A 16,625-nucleotide genomic window follows, 5' to 3' on the forward strand; every position below is an offset into this window, starting at 1 on the left:
GCGGCCCGCGCTCGCCGTGGGGGGCGCCGCCCGGGTGCACTGGGCGCTCGGCGGCCGGGACGCGGTCGTCGGCCCCGACTTCCCGTACGCGCTGCTGCCCGCCGGCGCGGCCGTCCTCGCCTTCTGCCTGATCCTCACCGTCCTCGACGGCGGCATCCGCGCCGCTGCCCTCGGCATCCCGCTGCGCCGGGCCTGGCGCGGGCTGCTGTCCCGCTGTCTCGCGCCGGTCGCGGTGCACGGACTCGCCGGGCTGATGATGGCCGTGCTGTGGCGCAGTCCGTACGGCCCGGTCGCCGCGCTGCTCGTGCTGCTGCCGATGTGCGTGTCCTGGTGGATCTTCGCCCAGTACCACCGCGAACGCGCCGCCCACCAGGCCACCATCCGCGCCCTGGTGCAGGCCGTCGACATCAAGGACGGCTACACCCGAGGCCACAGCGAACGCGTCGGCCAGGCCTCCGTGATGATCGCCCGCGAACTCGGCATGGACGACGACCGCGTCGAGGTGCTGCGCTTCGCCGGCATCCTGCACGACGTCGGCAAGCTCGGCGTCCCGACGAGGCTGCTGCGCAAGGACGGCCCGCTGACCCCCGAGGAACGCCGGATCATCGAACTGCACCCCGAGTACGGCCATGAGATGGTCCGCGGGATCTCCTTCCTCGGCGAGGCCCGCGCCGCGATCCTGCACCACCACGAACGCCTCGACGGCAGCGGCTACCCCTACGGCCTCGCCGGCACCCAGATCCCCGAGTGCGCCCGCGTCGTCGCCGTCGCCGACGCCTTCGACGCGATGACCTCCACCCGCTCCTACCGCCGGGCCCGGCCCGTCGAGGCCGCCGTCGCCGAGCTGGAGCGCTGCGCCGGCACGCAGTTCGACCCGCGCATGGTCGGCGCGCTCGGCCGGGCGCTGCGCCGCTGCGGCTGGCACCCCGCGGTCACCTCCGAGGACACCGGGACGCCGCACGGGAGCCAGGGCCGGACGCCGGTCATCGGGGCACCCCGGTGACCGTCCTGCGGATCGTCCACGGCGCCGCCGCCCTCGCCGCGGCCGGCTCCCTCGCCGTCACCCTGTGGACCGGGCTCGACGAACGGGGCGTGGCCCTCGCCTTCGGGGTGCTCATAGCCGTCGGCGAGCTGACCCGCTGGAGCGGCGCCCAGGTACGGCAGGCCGCCCCCCTCGCCACCGCCGGCTCGCTGTCGTACGCCCTGCTCGGAGCGGTGGCCGGACGGCCCACGCACCACGACGCGGCGCAGGTCGTCACCGTGGTCCTCGCCGCCGCGCTGCTCGGCGCCGTCCCGCACATCTGGCACGGACGCACCCCCACCCTCGACCATCTGGCCCGCCGGGTGCTCACCGTCGGCTTCGCCGCCGTCTGCTTCCAACCCCTCTACGGCAGGGGCGTGTTCACCTCCTGGAGCGGCCCCGAGCACGCCCTGCTCCTGGTCGCCCTGCTCTGCCTCACCGCCCTGTGCGACGCCGTCCTGGCCGCCGTCCTCGCCCACTCCCGCACCCGCTGGCCGTTCGGCCCGCGCCTGCGCGAGGAGCTGCGCGGGCTGCTCGGCATCGGCTCCGCCGTCTGCGCGACCGGCGCGGTGATGGCGCTCGGGGTCGCCGTCGCCGGGCTGTGGGCGCTGCCCGTGTTCTGCCTGCCCCTGCTGCTCACCCAGTTGTCCCTGCGCCGGTACGCGGCCGTCCGCGCCACCTACCGGCAGACCATCGCCTCCCTCGCCCGCGCCACCGAGATAGCCGGCTGCACCCCCGCCGGGCACGCCCGCCGCGTGGCCGCGCTCGGCCTCGCCGTCGGCCGGGATCTCGGTCTGACCGGGGAGGAACTGACCGTCCTGGAGTACGCGGCCCTCATGCACGACATCGGCCAGCTCAGCCTGGTCGACCCGGTCCCGGCCGGCGCCACCGCCGACCTGCCCGCCGCGGAGCAGCGGCGGATCGCCCTGCTCGGCGGGGCCGTCGTACGGCAGACCGGTGTGTCCGCGGCCGTCGCCGTGGTGGTGGAACAGCAGGCGGAACCCTGGCGCGAACAGCCCGTCGCCGCCCGGATCGTCCGGGCCGTGAACGCCTACGAGGAGAAGACCCGGGACGCCGGCCCCGAGGGGCCCCTGCGGGCGCTGGAGGAGCTGCGCCTCGGCACCGCCGGTGACTACGCTCCGGAGGTGGTGGAGTCCCTCGCCCGGGTCCTGGCCCGGCCACGGGCCTGGCGGGAGAGCGCGCCGGTGGCGGGCCACGGGAGACGCACGGCACTGTCTGACCCCGCTCCCGGCTGGGTAACCCATGGGTAATGAGCGCCTTTCCCGGCGTACGTGGTTGGATGCGAGGGAGAGGGTGTCCGGGGGCACAAGCCAGCCCACTGTGCGGAAATGGAACTGGCAGGCGGGAATCGTGAGGATCTTCGGCAAGGGACGGCACCGGCCCTCCGCCTCCTGGCGGCAGGCCACCGACCGCGCGTTCACGCTCATCGGCGACGGCCGCTACGAGGACGCGGGCGAGCTGCTGACACGGGCCGCCGATCTGGAGCCCTGGCTGTCGGAGTCCTGGTTCAACCTCGCCCTGCTGCACAAGTTCCGCCACGACTGGGAGCAGGCTCGCGCGGCCGGTCTGCGGGCGGTCGCGCTGCTGGACCGGGAGAACGGGGCGCCCGACTGGTGGAACGTCGGCATCGCCGCCACCGCCCTGCAGGACTGGTCGCTGGCCCGCCGCGCCTGGCAGGCGTACGGGCTGAAGGTGCCCGGCGGAGCCGCCGTGGCCGGGGAACCGGTCGGCATGGAGCTGGGCAGCGCGGCCGTACGGCTGTCCCCGGAGGGTGAGGCCGAGGTCGTGTGGGGCCGCAGGCTGGACCCGGCGCGGATAGAGGTGCTGTCCATCCCGCTTCCCTCGTCCGGGCGACGCTGGGGCGAGGTCGTGCTGCACGACGGGGTCCCGCACGGCGAGCGCACGACGACCACCGGCCACGCCTACCCGGTCTTCGACGAGATCGAGCTGTGGGCGCCCTCACCCGTGCCGACCTGGGTGGTGCTGCTGGAGGCGGCCACGGAGGCGGACCGGGACGCGCTGGAGCAGCTGGCCGCCGACGCGGGGTTCGCCGCGGAGGACTGGTCCTCCTCGGTGCGGCTGCTGTGCCGGATGTGCTCGGAGTCGCGGATGCCGTCGGACGAGGGCGAGGGCGACCACCTGGATCCGCACGACCACAGCGAGCCCGGTCATCCCGGGCCGCTGGGGCACCGGACGGACGGGCAGCTGTGGGTGCCGGAGCGGGAGTGCGGGGTGGCTGCGCCGGCTTCGCTGGTGCGGGGGCTGCTGGACGGGTGGGTCGCCGACAGCCCGGACTCCAGGGACTGGCGCGACCTGGAAGAGGTTTGCTGAGCCGCCGACGACCTGCCGCCTTTAGGCTGTACCCGAGACTTTTCCCAGTTTTGCAGGAAGGCGTACGTCGGTCATGGCGCAGCAGGACACCGATCAGCAGCACGCGGGCGTGCTCCCCGTCGACGAGGAGGGGTACGTCGTCGACACGGAGGACTGCGAGGAGCGCGAGAAGGCCTGGCGGGAGCGCGGGACCTCGCGGGCGATCACGGTCGTCGGCAACCCGGTGCTGCACAAGGAGTGCAAGGACGTCACCGAGTTCGGCGAGGAGCTGCAGCAGCTCGTCGCCGACATGTTCGCCAGCCAGCGCACCGCCGAGGGCGTGGGCCTGGCCGCCAACCAGATCGGTGTCGATCTGAAGGTCTTCGTCTACGACTGCCCCGACGACGAGGGCGTCCGGCACACCGGCGTGGTCTGCAACCCCAAGCTCGTCGAGCTGCCCGCGGACAGGCGCCGCCTGGACGACAGCAACGAGGGCTGCCTGTCCGTGCCGACGGCGTACGCACCGCTCGCCCGGCCCGACTACGCCGAGGTGACCGGCCAGGACGAGAAGGGCAACCCGATCAGGGTCCGCGGCACCGGCTACTTCGCACGGTGTTTGCAGCACGAGACCGACCACCTCTACGGCTACCTGTACATCGACCGGCTGTCCAAGCGGGACCGCAAGGACGCGCTGCGGCAGATGGCCGAGAACGAGCCACGCTATCCGGTGGTCGCCAACGACTAGCCGACGTCGGGCACTTGGGGCGCCCGGCCGGGATCGCTCCCGGTCGGGCGCCCTTCTCTTGCCCGGCCTCGCTCGTCCGTGCGGCGTACAACTGATCCCTTCTGTCCTCCTGGTGATCCTTAATCGGTCACGCAAGGGGGGATTCTCGGCACCTTGGGGTAGTGAGTGAAGCAAATCCGTTCCCATGACGGTCAGTTGTGGTGCTGAATGTAAGTGCGGGGATACGCAACGGCGCACGCCCGGCACGACGGGAGGGGCGTGCGCTCCTGGCGGCTGAGAGGGGTTTGTACGTGCATGCTTTCCCACACAGCACCACAGCGACGCCGATGGCGGTCGTAGTACCACCCTCGCTGGCACTCCCGGTGATCGAGTCCGCCTTTCCTCGGCAACTGCACCCGTATTGGCCGCGACTCCAGGAGAAGACACGTCTCTGGCTGCTGGAAAAACGGCTCATGCCGGCGGACAAGGTGCAGGAATATGCCGACGGACTGTGCTACACCGACCTCATGGCGGGCTACTACCTCGGCGCCGCCGACGAGGTCCTGCAGGCCATCGCCGACTACAGCGCATGGTTCTTCGTCTGGGACGACCGCCACGACCGGTACGTCGTCCACGGCCGGGCCGACGACTGGCGGCGCCTCAGGCACCGCCTGCACGCGGCCCTGGACGCACCCCGGCACCATCTGCACCACCCGGACCCGCTGGTCGCGGGGTTCGCTGACAGCGTGCTGCGGTTGTACGGCTTCCTGTCGCGCACCTGGAACCAGCGGTTCGCCCGGCACTTCCACGCGGTGGTCGAGGCCTACGACCGCGAGTTCCGCAACCGCACCGAGGGATACATCCCCGGCGTCGAGGAATACCTCGTCCTGCGCCGGCACACCTTCGCCCACTGGATATGGACGGACCTGCTGGAGCCGAGCGCCGGGTGTGAACTCCCGGATTCCGTAAGAAAAGACCCAGCTTATCGCCGGGCCGCGCTGCTCAGCCAGGAATTCGCCGCCTGGTACAACGATCTGTGCTCGCTGCCGAAGGAAATCGCGGGCGACGAGGTCCACAATCTCGGCATCAGTCTCATCACCCATGAGGGGCTGACTCTCGAGGAATCGGTGGACGAAGTCAGGCGGCGCGTCGAGGAATGCATCGATGAATTCCTCCAGGTCGAGCAGGACGCCCTGCAATTCGCCGACGACCTCGCCGACGGCACCGTCCACGGAAAGGAACTGAGCGCCGCGGTGCGCGCCTGCGTCGGCAATATGCGGAACTGGTTCAGCTCCGTCTACTGGTTCCACCACGAGTCCGGCCGGTACATGGTCGACACCTGGGACGACCGGTCCACGCCCCCGTACGTCACGAACGAAGCGGCAGGTGAGTAATGACCGTCGAGTCTGTGCACCCCCTGACCTCCGAGACCACCGAGCTGCGTGAACCCCCGCTGGCCGGAGGCGCCGTTCCGGGCCTCGGGCACGGCCTGCAACTGGTCCGCGACCCGCTCGCGTTCATGTCCCGACTCCGCGACCACGGCGACGTCGTACGCCTCAAGCTCGGCCCCAAGACGGTGTACGCCGTCACCACCCCGGAGCTCACCGGCGCGCTCGCGCTCAACCCCGACTTCAAGATCGACGGACCCCTGTGGGAGTCCCTCGAGGGGCTGCTCGGCAAGGAGGGCGTGGCCACCGCCAACGGCCCCCGGCACCGGCGTCAGCGGCGCACCATCCAGCCCGCGTTCCGGCTCGACGCGATCCCGGACTACGGGCCGATCATGGAGGAGGAGGCGCACGGGCTGACCGAGCGCTGGCGGCCCGGCGAGACCGTCGACTGCACCTCGGAGTCCTTCCGGGTGGCCGTGCGCATCGCCGCCCGCTGCCTGCTGCGCGGCGAGTACATGGACGAGCGCGCCGAGCGGCTCAGCATCGACCTCGCCACCGTCTTCCGCGGCATGTACCGGCGGATGGTCATCCCGCTGGGGCCGCTGTACCGGCTGCCCTTCCCGGCCAACCGCGAATTCAACCGGGCGCTGGCCGATTTGCATCTGCTGGTGGACGAGATCGTCGCCGAGCGGAGGGCATCTGGTCAAAAGCCGGACGATTTGCTGACGGCATTGCTGGAGGCGAAGGACGACAATGGCGACCCCATCGGGGAACAGGAGATCCACGACCAGGTCGTCGCCATACTCACCCCCGGAAGCGAAACAGTGGCTTCCACGATCATGTGGCTGCTTCAGGTCCTCGCGGAACACCCGGAACACGCCGAGAAGGTACGGACCGAGGTCGAATCCGTGACCGGTGGCCGACCGGTCGGATTCGAACACGTCCGCTCACTCACGCACACCAACAATGTCGTCGTCGAGGCCATGCGGCTCAGGCCGGCCGTATGGATATTGACGCGGCGCGCGGTGACCGACACCGCGCTCGGCGCCTATCGCATTCCCGCCGGGGCCGACATCGTCTACAGCCCCTACGCGATCCAGCGCGACGCCCGCTCCTACGACCGCCACCTCGACTTCGACCCCGACCGGTGGCTGCCGGAGCGGGCCAAGGAGGTGCCCAAGTACGCCATGAGCCCCTTCAGCGTCGGCAACCGCAAGTGCCCCAGCGACCACTTCTCCATGACCCAGCTGAGCCTGATCACCGCGGCGATCTCGGCGAAGTACCGCTTCGAGCAGGTCGCCGGGTCCGACGACACCACCCGCGTGGGTATCACGCTCCGCCCGCACAACCTGCTGCTGAGGCCGCTGCCCTGGTAGGAGCGCCGGGGCAGGACACCTGGTACCGGCGCGCGCTCAGGCGGCCTCAGGGCCCCGGAACGCGCGCCGGTAGGCGTATCCCCGAAACGGAGCGCCGGCTCAGAAGTCCTCGTCCAGGTCGACGGTGCCCTCCACCGCGACCTGGTACGCCGACGGGCGGCGCTCGAAGAAGTTCGTCAGCTCCTGGACGCCCTGCAGCTCCATGAAGGAGAACGGGTTCTCCGAGCCGTACACCGGGGCGAAGCCGAGGCGGCCGAGGCGCTGGTCGGCGACGCACTCCAGGTACTGCCGCATCGACTCGGTGTTCATGCCCGGAAGGCCCTCGCCGCACAGGTCGCGCGCGAACTGCAGCTCGGCCTCCACGGCCTCCTTCAGCATGTCGGTGACCTGCTGCCCCAGCTCGTCGTCGAACAGGTCCGGCTCCTCCTTGCGGACGGTGTCGACCACGTCGAAGGCGAAGGACATGTGCATCGTCTCGTCGCGGAACACCCAGTTGGTGCCGGTGGCGAGACCGTGCAGCAGGCCCCGGCTGCGGAACCAGTAGACGTACGCGAAGGCGCCGTAGAAGAACAGGCCCTCGATGCACGCGGCGAAGCAGATCAGGTTGAGCAGGAAGCGACGGCGGTCGGCCTTCGTCTCCAGCCGCTCCAGCTTCTCCACCTTGTTGATCCACTTGAAGCAGAACTGCGCCTTCTCGCGGATGGACGGGATGTTCTCGACGGCCGCGAAGGCCGCCGCCCGGTCGTCCGGGTCGGGCAGGTAGGTGTCCAGGAGCGTCAGGTAGAACTGGACGTGCACGGCCTCCTCGAAGAGCTGACGGCTCAGGTAGAGCCGCGCCTCGGGGGAGTTGATGTGCTTGTACAGCGTCAGCACCAGGTTGTTGGCGACGATCGAGTCACCGGTCGCGAAGAAGGCGACCAGGCGGCCGATGAGGTGCTGCTCCTCGGGCGTCAGCTTCGCGAGGTCGGCGACGTCCGAGTGGAGGTCGACCTCCTCCACGGTCCAGGTGTTCTTGATCGCGTCCCGGTAGCGCTCGTAGAAGTCCGGGTAGCGCATGGGGCGGAGGGTGAGTTCGAAGCCCGGGTCGAGCAGGTTCGTGTTACGGGTGGTGGTCGGAGCGGTCATTACTGGCAGGCCTCGCAGGACTCGGGGTTCTCAAGGGAGCAGGCGACCGCGTCGGGGTCGGCGACCTGCTGGACGGGGATGGTCTTCTGGGGCTGCGCCTGGCCCTGGGCCGCGCGGGCGATGCGGGTCGCCGGGCGGGAACGCAGGTAGTACGTCGTCTTCAGCCCCGACTTCCAGGCGTAGGCGTACATCGAGGAGAGCTTGCCGATGGTCGGCGTCTCCAGGAAGAGGTTCAGGGACTGGGCCTGGTCCAGGAACGGGGTGCGCGCCGCCGCCATGTCGATCAGGCCGCGCTGCGGGATCTCCCACGCCGTGCGGTACAGCGCCCGTACGTCGGCCGGGATCCACGCGAAGTCCTGCACCGAGCCGCCCGAGTCGCGCAGCGCCTCCCGGGTGCGCGCGTCCCACACGCCCAGCTCCTTCAGGTCCTGCACCAGATAGGAGTTGACCTGCAGGAACTCACCGGACAGCGTCTCGCGCTTGAACAGGTTCGACACCTGCGGCTCGATGCACTCGTACACGCCCGCGATGGAGGCGATGGTGGCGGTGGGCGCGATGGCCAGCAGCAGGGAGTTGCGCATGCCGACCTCGGCGACACGGCTGCGCAGGGCCGCCCAGCGCTCCGGCCAGGTCAGCTCGACGCCGTAGTGGTCGGGGTGCAGCACACCCCGGGCCGTACGGGTCTTCTCCCAGGCCGGCAGCGGGCCGTTGCGCTCGGCCAGGTCGGCGGAGGCCTCGTACGCGGCGAGCATGATCCGCTCGGCGATCCGCGTGGACAGGGCCTTGGCCTCCGGCGAGTCGAAGGGCAGGCGCAGCTTGAAGAGGACGTCCTGCAGACCCATCGCGCCGAGGCCGACGGGACGCCACTTGGCGTTCGACCGTCCCGCCTGCTCGGTCGGGTAGAAGTTGATGTCGACCACGCGGTCGAGGAAGGTGACGGCGGTGCGGACGGTGTCGTCCAGCCGCTGCCAGTCGATGTCCCCGTCGGCCACGAAGGCACCGAGGTTCACCGAACCCAGGTTGCAGACCGCCGTCTCCCCGTCGTCCGTGACCTCCAGGATCTCCGTGCAGAGGTTGGAGGAGTGGACCACGTGCCCCGGCAGGGCCGTCTGGTTGGCGGTGCGGTTGGCCGCGTCCTTGAAGGTCATCCAGCCGTTGCCGGTCTGCGCGAGCGTGCGCATCATCCGGCCGTACAGCTCACGCGCCGGCATGGTCTTCTTCGCCAGGCCCGCCTCCTCGGCCTTGCGGTAGGCGGCGTCGAACTCCTCGCCCCACAGGTCCACCAGCTCCGGCACGTCCGCCGGGGAGAACAGCGACCACTGCGCGTCGGCGTTGACCCGGCGCATGAACTCGTCCGGGACCCAGTGCGCGAGGTTCAGGTTGTGCGTGCGGCGGGCGTCCTCGCCGGTGTTGTCCCGCAGCTCCAGGAACTCCTCGATGTCGGAGTGCCAGGTCTCCAGGTAGACGGCCGCGGCGCCCTTGCGCCGGCCGCCCTGGTTCACGGCCGCCACCGAGGCGTCCAGGGTCTTCAGGAACGGCACGATGCCGTTGGAGTGCCCGTTGGTGCCGCGGATCAGCGAACCGCGGCTGCGGATACGGGAGTACGACAGACCGATGCCGCCGGCGTGCTTGGAGAGCCGGGCGACCTGGTGGTAGCGGTCGTAGATGGAGTCCAGCTCGTCCAGCGGGGAGTCGAGGAGGTAGCAGGACGACATCTGCGGGTGCCGCGTGCCGGAGTTGAAGAGCGTGGGGGAGGACGGGAGGTAGTCGAGCCGGCTCATGAGCCCGTAGAGCGCGGCCACTTCGTCCACGGAGCGGGTCGTGTCGTCCTCGGCCAGGCCGCTCGCGACCCGCAGCATGAAGTGCTGGGGCGTCTCGATGACCTTGCGGGTGATCGGGTGCCGGAGCAGATAACGGCTGTGCAGGGTGCGCAGGCCGAAGTAGCCGAAGCGGTCGTCGGCCCGGCGGTCGACCAGCGCGTCGAGCCGCTCGGCGTGCAGCCGCACGAAGTCGGCGGTGCGGTCGGCGATGAGCCCCTCGCGGTGCCCCACGGCCACGGACCCGGTGAAGGACGTCACGCCCTGCGAGGCGGCCTCGGCGCGGATGGAGAGGGTCAGCAGCCGGGCGGCCAGCCGGGAGTAGGCGGGGTCCTCGGAGATGAGCCCGGCGGCGGCCTCGGTGGCCAGCTCGCGCAACTCCGCCTCGTCGGCCCGAGCGGACCGGCCGCGCAGCGCGGCGGCGGCGACCCGGCCGGGGTCGGCGTCGGGGAGGTCGGCGGTCAGCTCGGTCAGGGTCCGCAGCAACGCGGTACCGGGACCGTCGGTCTCCAGGCCGCTGGCTGAAGCCGGATCTGCTGGCGCGATGGTCACGTGGGGCTCTCCCTCGATCGGCACGGGGGCCTTGTGGAGGGCAGGGGGCAGCCACGAGCGCGCACGGCGTCGCGTCCACCGGCCCATCCCACGAGGCCCGGACGTCTGAAGGCCACCCGGACCGGACGGCCGGGTGCGCTGCCGGCAGGTCCTCGGACTGACTCCTGTGCACGGCGTTTCTGGGAACGGACATGCACAAGTACACCGTTGCGGGACAGTTCCGGATTCACACCGGATTCCCCTGCGGCGACAGCGAGGATGAGCATACATCTAGTGGCGGGCTGTCGTGTCACCCCCAGATGTTGTGTTGTGGCGGCTTCGGAGCGTGTTCCCCGGATATAACCGGTACGGAGGGATCCAGGTATGGGTCTTTCTCGGGCGTACGGTCGTGCAGCCAGATCAGTCGCTCGATCGAGTGATCCGCTGTGAACGTGCAGGTGCGTGCCGACGCCCTTGCAGGCGGCGGCACTTGAGGCGACTCCGCGCGCCTGCAACGAGGCTGCGACCTGGTGTAGTCGCGTGGCGTTCGACAAGGATGTGAAGCGCAACTTCGAGTTGCGGCAGCGCACGTACGGCGAAGTGAAGTCCAGGTGGGGGCTGGGGGCTGGGGGCACAAGCTGCCCAACATGTGATCAAGAAGACCTGCATCAGTCACAAGATTGCGAAGCATGTGGCCCCAACGGGCCACCCACTCCAGCTGGGCCTTCGCCCAGCTCGGGCAGTTCATCGCGTACAAGGCCCGCCGGGCGGGGGTACCGGTGGTGTACGTCGACCCGGTGTACACCCCCCGCACCTGCGCAGAGTGCGGGCACATGGACAAGGCGAACCGGGTCTCCCAGGCCCGCTTCGCATGCCGGTCCTGCGGATTCGTTGATCACGCGGACCGGAACGGCTCCCGCAACATCCGCGCTCGCGCGCGGGAGTTGTGGCGATGCGGGGCCCAGTCAACGGCCCCCGCCCCACCCCCGGAGCAGCGGGGTGAGGCAGGACGCAGACGCAGCGCCACCGCCAGTGACGCCCGTTGTGCAAGCCCGTCGCCTCAACGAGGGGTGGTTGACAGCGTCAACTCGTAGGTGAGCAGGGTGATGTCGAGCTGCTCCGGCAGCGGATTCCAGTCCCGCTCGGGTGTGCGAACGAAACCCAGCCGTTCGTAGATGCGGTGGGCGGCGTGCATGGTGTGCTGGGTGGACAGGACGATCCGCACACAGCTCTCGATGGTCCGCGCCCTGTCGACGCAGGCCCGCACGAGGGCCTCGCCGACGCCCCGGCCACGCGCTGTCCGGGCGACGGCCAGCATCCGTATCTCGGCCTCCCCGGGGCGCGCGATGTCGGCCATGGGACCGCCGGACGGCACGAAGGTCACCCCGCCGAGCACTCTGCCGTCCTCCACGGCGACGAGCACGTCCGCGTCGGCGGCGCGCTTCGCCACGTCCCTCAGCTCGCCGAGGTACGAGTCGCCCTCTCCGAAGTCCAGGAGGCCGTCCTGAAGATAGGCCTGGGCGGTGATCTCGCCGAGGCTTTCGTAGTCGCCCGGCGTCGCCTGCCGGATCACGAAGTCCATGGCACCGAGTGTGCCGTAGGGGTACGACAACGGGCCGCCGGATTCTCCTCCGGCGGCCCGTCGTACGACAGTCGTTCAGTGACCGGCGCCCGCCGTCGCCGGCGGCAGTTCCACCTGTACCCCCGGCTCGCCCGCGTCCGCCGTGTAGTCCTCCGGCTCGGTCTCGTCGACGCCCTCGGGGGCCTTCGCGGCCTTGAGGACGAAGGTGAGGAGCACGGTGACCACGACGTTGAGGACGAACGCGGTGAGGCCGATGTAGCCGATCTCGCCGATGCCGGGGATCTCTTTGGCCGAGCCGCCGAAGTGCTTCTGGGTCGGGGAGGCGACACCGTACGCGGCGACCGTGCCGTACGCCATGCCGACCGCCCAGCCGGCGAGCAGGGCCCAGCGGTGGAACCAGCGGGTGAACAGGCCGCCGACCAGGGCCGGGAACGTCTGCAGGATCCAGATGCCGCCCAGCAGCTGGAAGTTGATGGCGACCGTCTTGTCCATGGTGAGGACGAAGACCAGCGCGCCGACCTTCACCAGCAGCGAGACGATCTTGGAGACCTGGGCCTCCTGCTTCGGCGTCGCGTCCGGCTTGATGAAGTCCCGGTAGATGTTGCGGGTGAAGAGGTTCGCCGCCGCGATGGACATGATCGCCGCCGGGACCAGCGCGCCGATGCCGATCGCCGCGAAGGCCACGCCCGCGAACCAGTCCGGGAACATGTTCTCGAACAGCTGCGGGATGGCCAGCTGGCCGTTGGTGACCTTGACCCCGGCCGCGATCGCCATGAAGCCCAGCAGCGCCAGCAGGCCGAGCATCAGGGAGTACAGCGGCAGGATCGTGGTGTTGCGGCGGATCACGTCACGGCTCTTGGAGGACAGGGTCGCGGTGATCGAGTGCGGGTACATGAACAGGGCGAGGGCGGAGCCCAGGGCCAGGGTGGCGTACGTCCACTGGCCGGTCTGCGGGGGCACGAGCGCGCCGCGCGGCTTGCCCGTCGCCGGGTTGACCTGGCTGAACGCGTGGCCCGCCTTGGCGAAGATGTCGTCGAAGCCGCCCAGCTTGATGGGGATGTAGATGATCGCCACCGCGATGACGATGTAGATCAGCGCGTCCTTGACGAAGGCGATCAGGGCGGGGGCGCGCAGGCCGGAGGAGTAGGTGTACGCCGCCAGCACGCCGAAGGCGATCAGCAGGGGCAGGTCCCGCACGAACCAGTTGGTGCTGCTGTCCCCGCCGACGCCCATCACGTCCAGCACCGCCTGGATGCCGACGAGCTGGAGCGCGATGTACGGCATCGTCGCGAGGATGCCGGTCAGCGCGACCGCCAGCGACAGGCCCCTGGAGCCGAAGCGGCCCCGGACGAAGTCGGACGTGGTCACATAGCCGTGGCGGTGGCTGACCGACCACAGGCGGGGCAGGAACGTGAAGATCAGCGGGTAGACCAGGATCGTGTACGGCACCGCGAAGAAGCCGGCCGCGCCCGCCGCGTAGATCGCCGCCGGCACGGCGACGAAGGTGTACGCCGTGTACAGGTCGCCGCCGAGCAGGAACCACGTGATCCAGGTGCCGAACGACCGTCCGCCCAGGCCCCATTCGTCCAGGGAGTGCTCGTTCTCGGCCCTGCGCCAGCGTGCGGCGAGGAAGCCGATGACCGTGACGGCCAGGAAGAAGAAGATGAAGACGCCGAGCGCGACGCCGTTGACGCCGTTCTTCACTTCGCGTCACCACCCTTCTCGGCAGCGGGGGAAGCGGAGGAAGCATGGGCGGCGCGGTCGCGCTGGTCGCGCTGCCACAGCTTGTACGCGGTCATCGTGAGTGCGGTGGAGATCAGCACCCAGAGCATCTGGTACCAGTAGAAGAACGGGATCCCGATGAGGGCGGGGTCCGTCTTGGCGTAGGAGCCGACCCAGAGCGTCGCCACGAAGGGCGCGACGAGACACAGGCCGATGATCACGCGGACCGGTGTCACCACCGGTGGTTTCACTTCAGGCGTTTCGGACATGCCACGGGCTCCGTCCCCTCGCTGATCACCTGTGTAATGCGCAGGCAATGTAGGTGACGGTGTCCTGGAAGCGGAAGACCTCGTCCGGATCTCGGTATATCGATTCAGCGACGTTCGGTGGGTCCTACTCGGCGGGCCGCTTCAGCCTCGCGACGAACTTGTAGCGGTCGCCCCGGTACACCGACCGCACCCACTCCACCGGCTTGCCCTCGCGGTCCAGGGAGTGGCGGGAGAGCATCAGCATCGGCAGGCCCACGTCGGTGCCGAGCAGGCCCGCCTCGCGCGGGGTGGCCAGCGAGGTCTCGATGGTCTCCTCGGCCTCGGCGAGGTGGACGTCGTAGACCTCGGCGAGGGCGGTGTAGAGGGACGTGTACTTCACCAGGGAGCGGCGCAGGGCCGGGAAGCGCTTGGCGCTGAGGTGGGTGGTCTCGATGGCCATCGGCTCGCCGTTGGCCATGCGCAGCCGCTCGATGCGCAGCACCCGTCCGCCGGCGGCGATGTCGAGCAGTCCCGCGAGCCGGTCGTCGGCGGTGATGTAGCCGACGTCCAGCAGCTGCGAGGTCGGCTCCAGGCCCTGGGCGCGCATGTCCTCGGTGTAGGAGGTGAGCTGGAGCGCCTGGGAGACCTTGGGCTTGGCGACGAAGGTGCCCTTGCCCTGGATGCGCTCCAGGCGGCCCTCGACCACCAGTTCCTGCAGGGCCTGGCGGACGGTGGTGCGGGAGGTGTCGAACTCGGCCGCCAGGGTGCGCTCGGGCGGGACGGGCGTGCCCGGCGCCTGGGTCTCCGTCATGTCGAGCAGGTGCTTCTTCAGGCGGTAGTACTTGGGCACGCGCGCCGTACGGACGGTCGTACCGGCCTCGTTCTCCGCACTGCTGACGTCGGTGGTCATGCTCTGCCTTCCCGGCTCCCGGTGCCGAAAGCGACCGACTGACATCGGCCACGGCTCACATCGTGGCACGGGTTCTTCTGTCAGGACTCCACCCGCACGCTCCGTGATCCCCTCTATATATCGTTGCAACCGAAGTTGGTCTAGTCCATCAGCCCGGAGGTCCCGGTCTAGATCCCCTGCCAGTCCGGCTTGGCCGCGAACGTGTGCCGGAAGTAGTCGGCCAGCTTCAGTTTGGACGCGGCCGCCTCGTCGACGACCACCGTGGCGTGCGGGTGCAGCTGGAGCGCGGAGGCCGGGCAGACGGCCGCGACCGGGCCCTCGACGGTCGCGGCGACCGCGTCCGCCTTGCCCTCGCCGGTCGCCAGCAGCACCAGGTGACGGGCCTCCAGGATGGTGCCGATGCCCTGGGTGATGACGTGGTGCGGCACCTGCTCGATGTCTCCGTCGAAGAAGCGGGCGTTGTCGACGCGGGTCTGCTCGGTCAGCGTCTTGATCCGGGTGCGCGAGGCGAGGGACGAGCACGGCTCGTTGAACCCGATGTGCCCGTCGGTGCCGATGCCCAGCAGCTGCAGGTCCACCCCGCCGGCCGCGGCGAGCGCGCGGTCGTACGCCTCGCAGGCCGCCTGGATGTCCTCGGCGGTGCCGTCGGGTCCGAGGAACGCGTCCATGCCGACGCCGAGCGGCTCCAGGACCTCCCGGCGCAGCACCGAGCGGTAGGACTCGGGGTGGTCGGCGGGCAGTCCCACGTACTCGTCGAGCTGGGCTATGCGCGCCCGCGAGGTGTCCACGGCGCCGGAGCGCCACTTCGCGGTCAGTGCCTGGTAGACGGGCAGCGGGGTGGAGCCGGTGGCCACGCCGAGCAGGGCGTCGGGCTTGCGTCGCAGCAGCTGTGCCATGGCCTCGGCGATCAGTTCGCCGCCCGCCGCGGCGTCCGGAACGATGACAACTTCCACGCTGGGCCTGCCGTTCTGAAGGGGCTCTGGACGTCTGGGTGGTTTAGACCAATCTAACAGAACCGGGTCCCCCGGAGTGAGCCTCTGTATTTTTCTAAGGGCCGTTATAAAATGCCCCCCATGGTGAGCGGTCAGGACACGGGAACGCGGGCCGGGGCCTCCAGAACGCGCGGCCGTCCGCGCTCCTTCGATCGTGCCACCGCCCTGGAGAAGGCGCTCATGGCCTTCTGGGAGCACGGCTACGAGGCCACCTCGGTCGCCGACCTCACCCGGATCATGGGCATCGGCGCCCCGAGCCTGTACGCGGCCTTCGGTGACAAGCGGACGCTGTTCGAAGAGGTCGTGCGGCTCTACACCGACACGTACGGCGCCTTCCGCGAGCGCGCCCTCGCCGAGGAGCCCACCGCCCGCGCCGCCGTCGCGCGCATGCTGCGCGAGGCCGCCGCCGAGTACACCGACCCCGCGCACCCGTACGGCTGCCTGGTCGTACACGCCGCCACCAACTGCGCCAGCCGCGAGGTGGAGCGGCTGCTCAGCGAGCGGCGCACCGCGGACATCGCCGCCTTCGAGTCCCGGATCCGGACGGACGTCACGGCGGGCCGGCTTCCGGCCGGCACCGACGCCGCCGCCCTCGCCCGGCACACCGGTGCCATGATCCAGGGCATGTCCCAGCAGGCCCGCGACGGGGCGAGCCGCGAAGAACTGGAGGCACTCGCGGAAATTGCCCTGTCCATCTGGCCCCAAGGGTGACCCGCGCGGGCTAGGCTTCGTGGCATCGGGTGCCATCGGTCCTGTGCGCCGGTCTTCGTGCAGACCGACAAGACCATGGACACAGCGTTGTGGTCTAGTCCACAATCACACTGGGCAACCAGACCGTGGGCTTCCAAGTGAACAAGC

The 16,625-nt window shown here is 70.1% G+C and carries 15 protein-coding genes and 1 riboswitch; of the genes, 8 read left to right on the forward strand and 7 right to left on the reverse strand.

Going from position 1 to position 16,625, the window contains the following annotated elements:
* The 6 genes from ABT288_RS28540 to ABT288_RS28565 all read left to right on the forward strand — a co-directional run.
* On the forward strand, nucleotides 1-1,003 hold a 1,003-nt coding region (locus tag ABT288_RS28540), incomplete at its 5' end, for an HD-GYP domain-containing protein (protein WP_351613460.1).
* Nucleotides 1,000-2,292 (forward strand): HD-GYP domain-containing protein, encoded by a 1,293-nt coding sequence (locus tag ABT288_RS28545; RefSeq protein WP_351613463.1) that lies wholly within the window; start codon nucleotides 1,000-1,002, stop codon nucleotides 2,290-2,292. The genes ABT288_RS28540 and ABT288_RS28545, both read left to right, overlap by 4 nt.
* Nucleotides 2,293-2,392: 100 nt before the next feature.
* Nucleotides 2,393-3,373 carry a hypothetical protein gene (locus tag ABT288_RS28550; protein WP_351613466.1) on the forward strand — a complete coding sequence of 327 codons (981 nt, stop codon included), beginning with the start codon at nucleotides 2,393-2,395 and terminating at the stop codon, nucleotides 3,371-3,373.
* Between the two features lie 73 nt (nucleotides 3,374-3,446).
* Nucleotides 3,447-4,097 carry a peptide deformylase gene (gene def / locus ABT288_RS28555; RefSeq protein WP_351613469.1) on the forward strand — a complete coding sequence of 217 codons (651 nt, stop codon included), beginning with the start codon at nucleotides 3,447-3,449 and terminating at the stop codon, nucleotides 4,095-4,097.
* A gap of 290 nt (nucleotides 4,098-4,387) precedes the next feature.
* Nucleotides 4,388-5,470, forward strand: a complete 1,083-nt coding sequence (cyc1, locus tag ABT288_RS28560) for an epi-isozizaene synthase (protein ID WP_351613472.1) — start codon at nucleotides 4,388-4,390, stop codon at nucleotides 5,468-5,470.
* On the forward strand, nucleotides 5,470-6,840 hold the full coding sequence (locus ABT288_RS28565; protein ID WP_351613475.1) for a bifunctional albaflavenone monooxygenase/terpene synthase: 1,371 nt from the start codon (nucleotides 5,470-5,472) through the stop codon (nucleotides 6,838-6,840). Before cyc1 ends, ABT288_RS28565 begins: the two co-directional genes overlap by 1 nt.
* A 99-nt stretch (nucleotides 6,841-6,939) precedes the next feature.
* Here ABT288_RS28565 and ABT288_RS28570 read toward each other — a convergent pair whose 3' ends face one another.
* Nucleotides 6,940-7,965, reverse strand: coding sequence for a ribonucleotide-diphosphate reductase subunit beta (locus ABT288_RS28570; protein WP_351613477.1), 1,026 nt, complete (start codon nucleotides 7,963-7,965; stop codon nucleotides 6,940-6,942).
* Entirely contained in the window at nucleotides 7,965-10,334 is a 2,370-nt protein-coding gene (locus ABT288_RS28575; RefSeq protein WP_351613480.1) for a ribonucleoside-diphosphate reductase subunit alpha, read from the reverse strand. The genes ABT288_RS28570 and ABT288_RS28575 overlap by 1 nt, the downstream gene beginning before the upstream one ends.
* Before the next feature lie 126 nt (nucleotides 10,335-10,460).
* Nucleotides 10,461-10,600, reverse strand: a riboswitch (cobalamin riboswitch).
* 402 nt (nucleotides 10,601-11,002) lie between these two features.
* Here ABT288_RS28575 and ABT288_RS28580 point away from each other — a divergent pair.
* Complete coding sequence (locus ABT288_RS28580) at nucleotides 11,003-11,407, forward strand: zinc ribbon domain-containing protein (RefSeq protein ID WP_351613483.1); 405 nt, start codon at nucleotides 11,003-11,005, stop codon at nucleotides 11,405-11,407.
* Here ABT288_RS28580 and ABT288_RS28585 read toward each other — a convergent pair.
* The 5 genes from ABT288_RS28585 to nagB all read right to left on the reverse strand — a co-directional run bounded on the left by ABT288_RS28585 (nucleotide 11,374) and on the right by nagB (nucleotide 15,728).
* Nucleotides 11,374-11,895 (reverse strand): GNAT family N-acetyltransferase, encoded by a 522-nt coding sequence (locus ABT288_RS28585; RefSeq protein WP_351613486.1) that lies wholly within the window; start codon nucleotides 11,893-11,895, stop codon nucleotides 11,374-11,376. The two genes, ABT288_RS28580 and ABT288_RS28585, sit on opposite strands and share 34 nt — an antisense overlap.
* Nucleotides 11,896-11,970: 75 nt before the next feature.
* Nucleotides 11,971-13,599, reverse strand: a complete 1,629-nt coding sequence (gene mctP, locus ABT288_RS28590) for a monocarboxylate uptake permease MctP (RefSeq protein WP_351613489.1) — start codon at nucleotides 13,597-13,599, stop codon at nucleotides 11,971-11,973.
* On the reverse strand, nucleotides 13,596-13,886 hold the full coding sequence (locus ABT288_RS28595) for a DUF3311 domain-containing protein (RefSeq protein ID WP_351613492.1): 291 nt from the start codon (nucleotides 13,884-13,886) through the stop codon (nucleotides 13,596-13,598). Before ABT288_RS28595 ends, mctP begins: the two co-directional genes overlap by 4 nt.
* 124 nt (nucleotides 13,887-14,010) lie before the next feature.
* Complete coding sequence (locus ABT288_RS28600; protein ID WP_055705994.1) at nucleotides 14,011-14,775, reverse strand: GntR family transcriptional regulator; 765 nt, start codon at nucleotides 14,773-14,775, stop codon at nucleotides 14,011-14,013.
* 167 nt (nucleotides 14,776-14,942) lie between these two features.
* Entirely contained in the window at nucleotides 14,943-15,728 is a 786-nt protein-coding gene (gene nagB, locus ABT288_RS28605) for a glucosamine-6-phosphate deaminase (protein ID WP_351613495.1), read from the reverse strand.
* 120 nt (nucleotides 15,729-15,848) lie between these two features.
* On the opposite strand from nagB, the gene ABT288_RS28610 reads away from it, so the two are divergent.
* The gene (locus ABT288_RS28610) at nucleotides 15,849-16,478 is read left to right on the forward strand and encodes a TetR/AcrR family transcriptional regulator (RefSeq protein ID WP_351613497.1); all 630 of its coding nucleotides are present in this window, start codon (nucleotides 15,849-15,851) and stop codon (nucleotides 16,476-16,478) included.
* The last annotated feature ends 147 nt before the right edge of the window (nucleotides 16,479-16,625 follow it).

It is taken from the genome of Streptomyces sp. NPDC001093 (genome assembly GCF_040298985.1).
Taxonomy (GTDB): domain Bacteria; phylum Actinomycetota; class Actinomycetes; order Streptomycetales; family Streptomycetaceae; genus Streptomyces.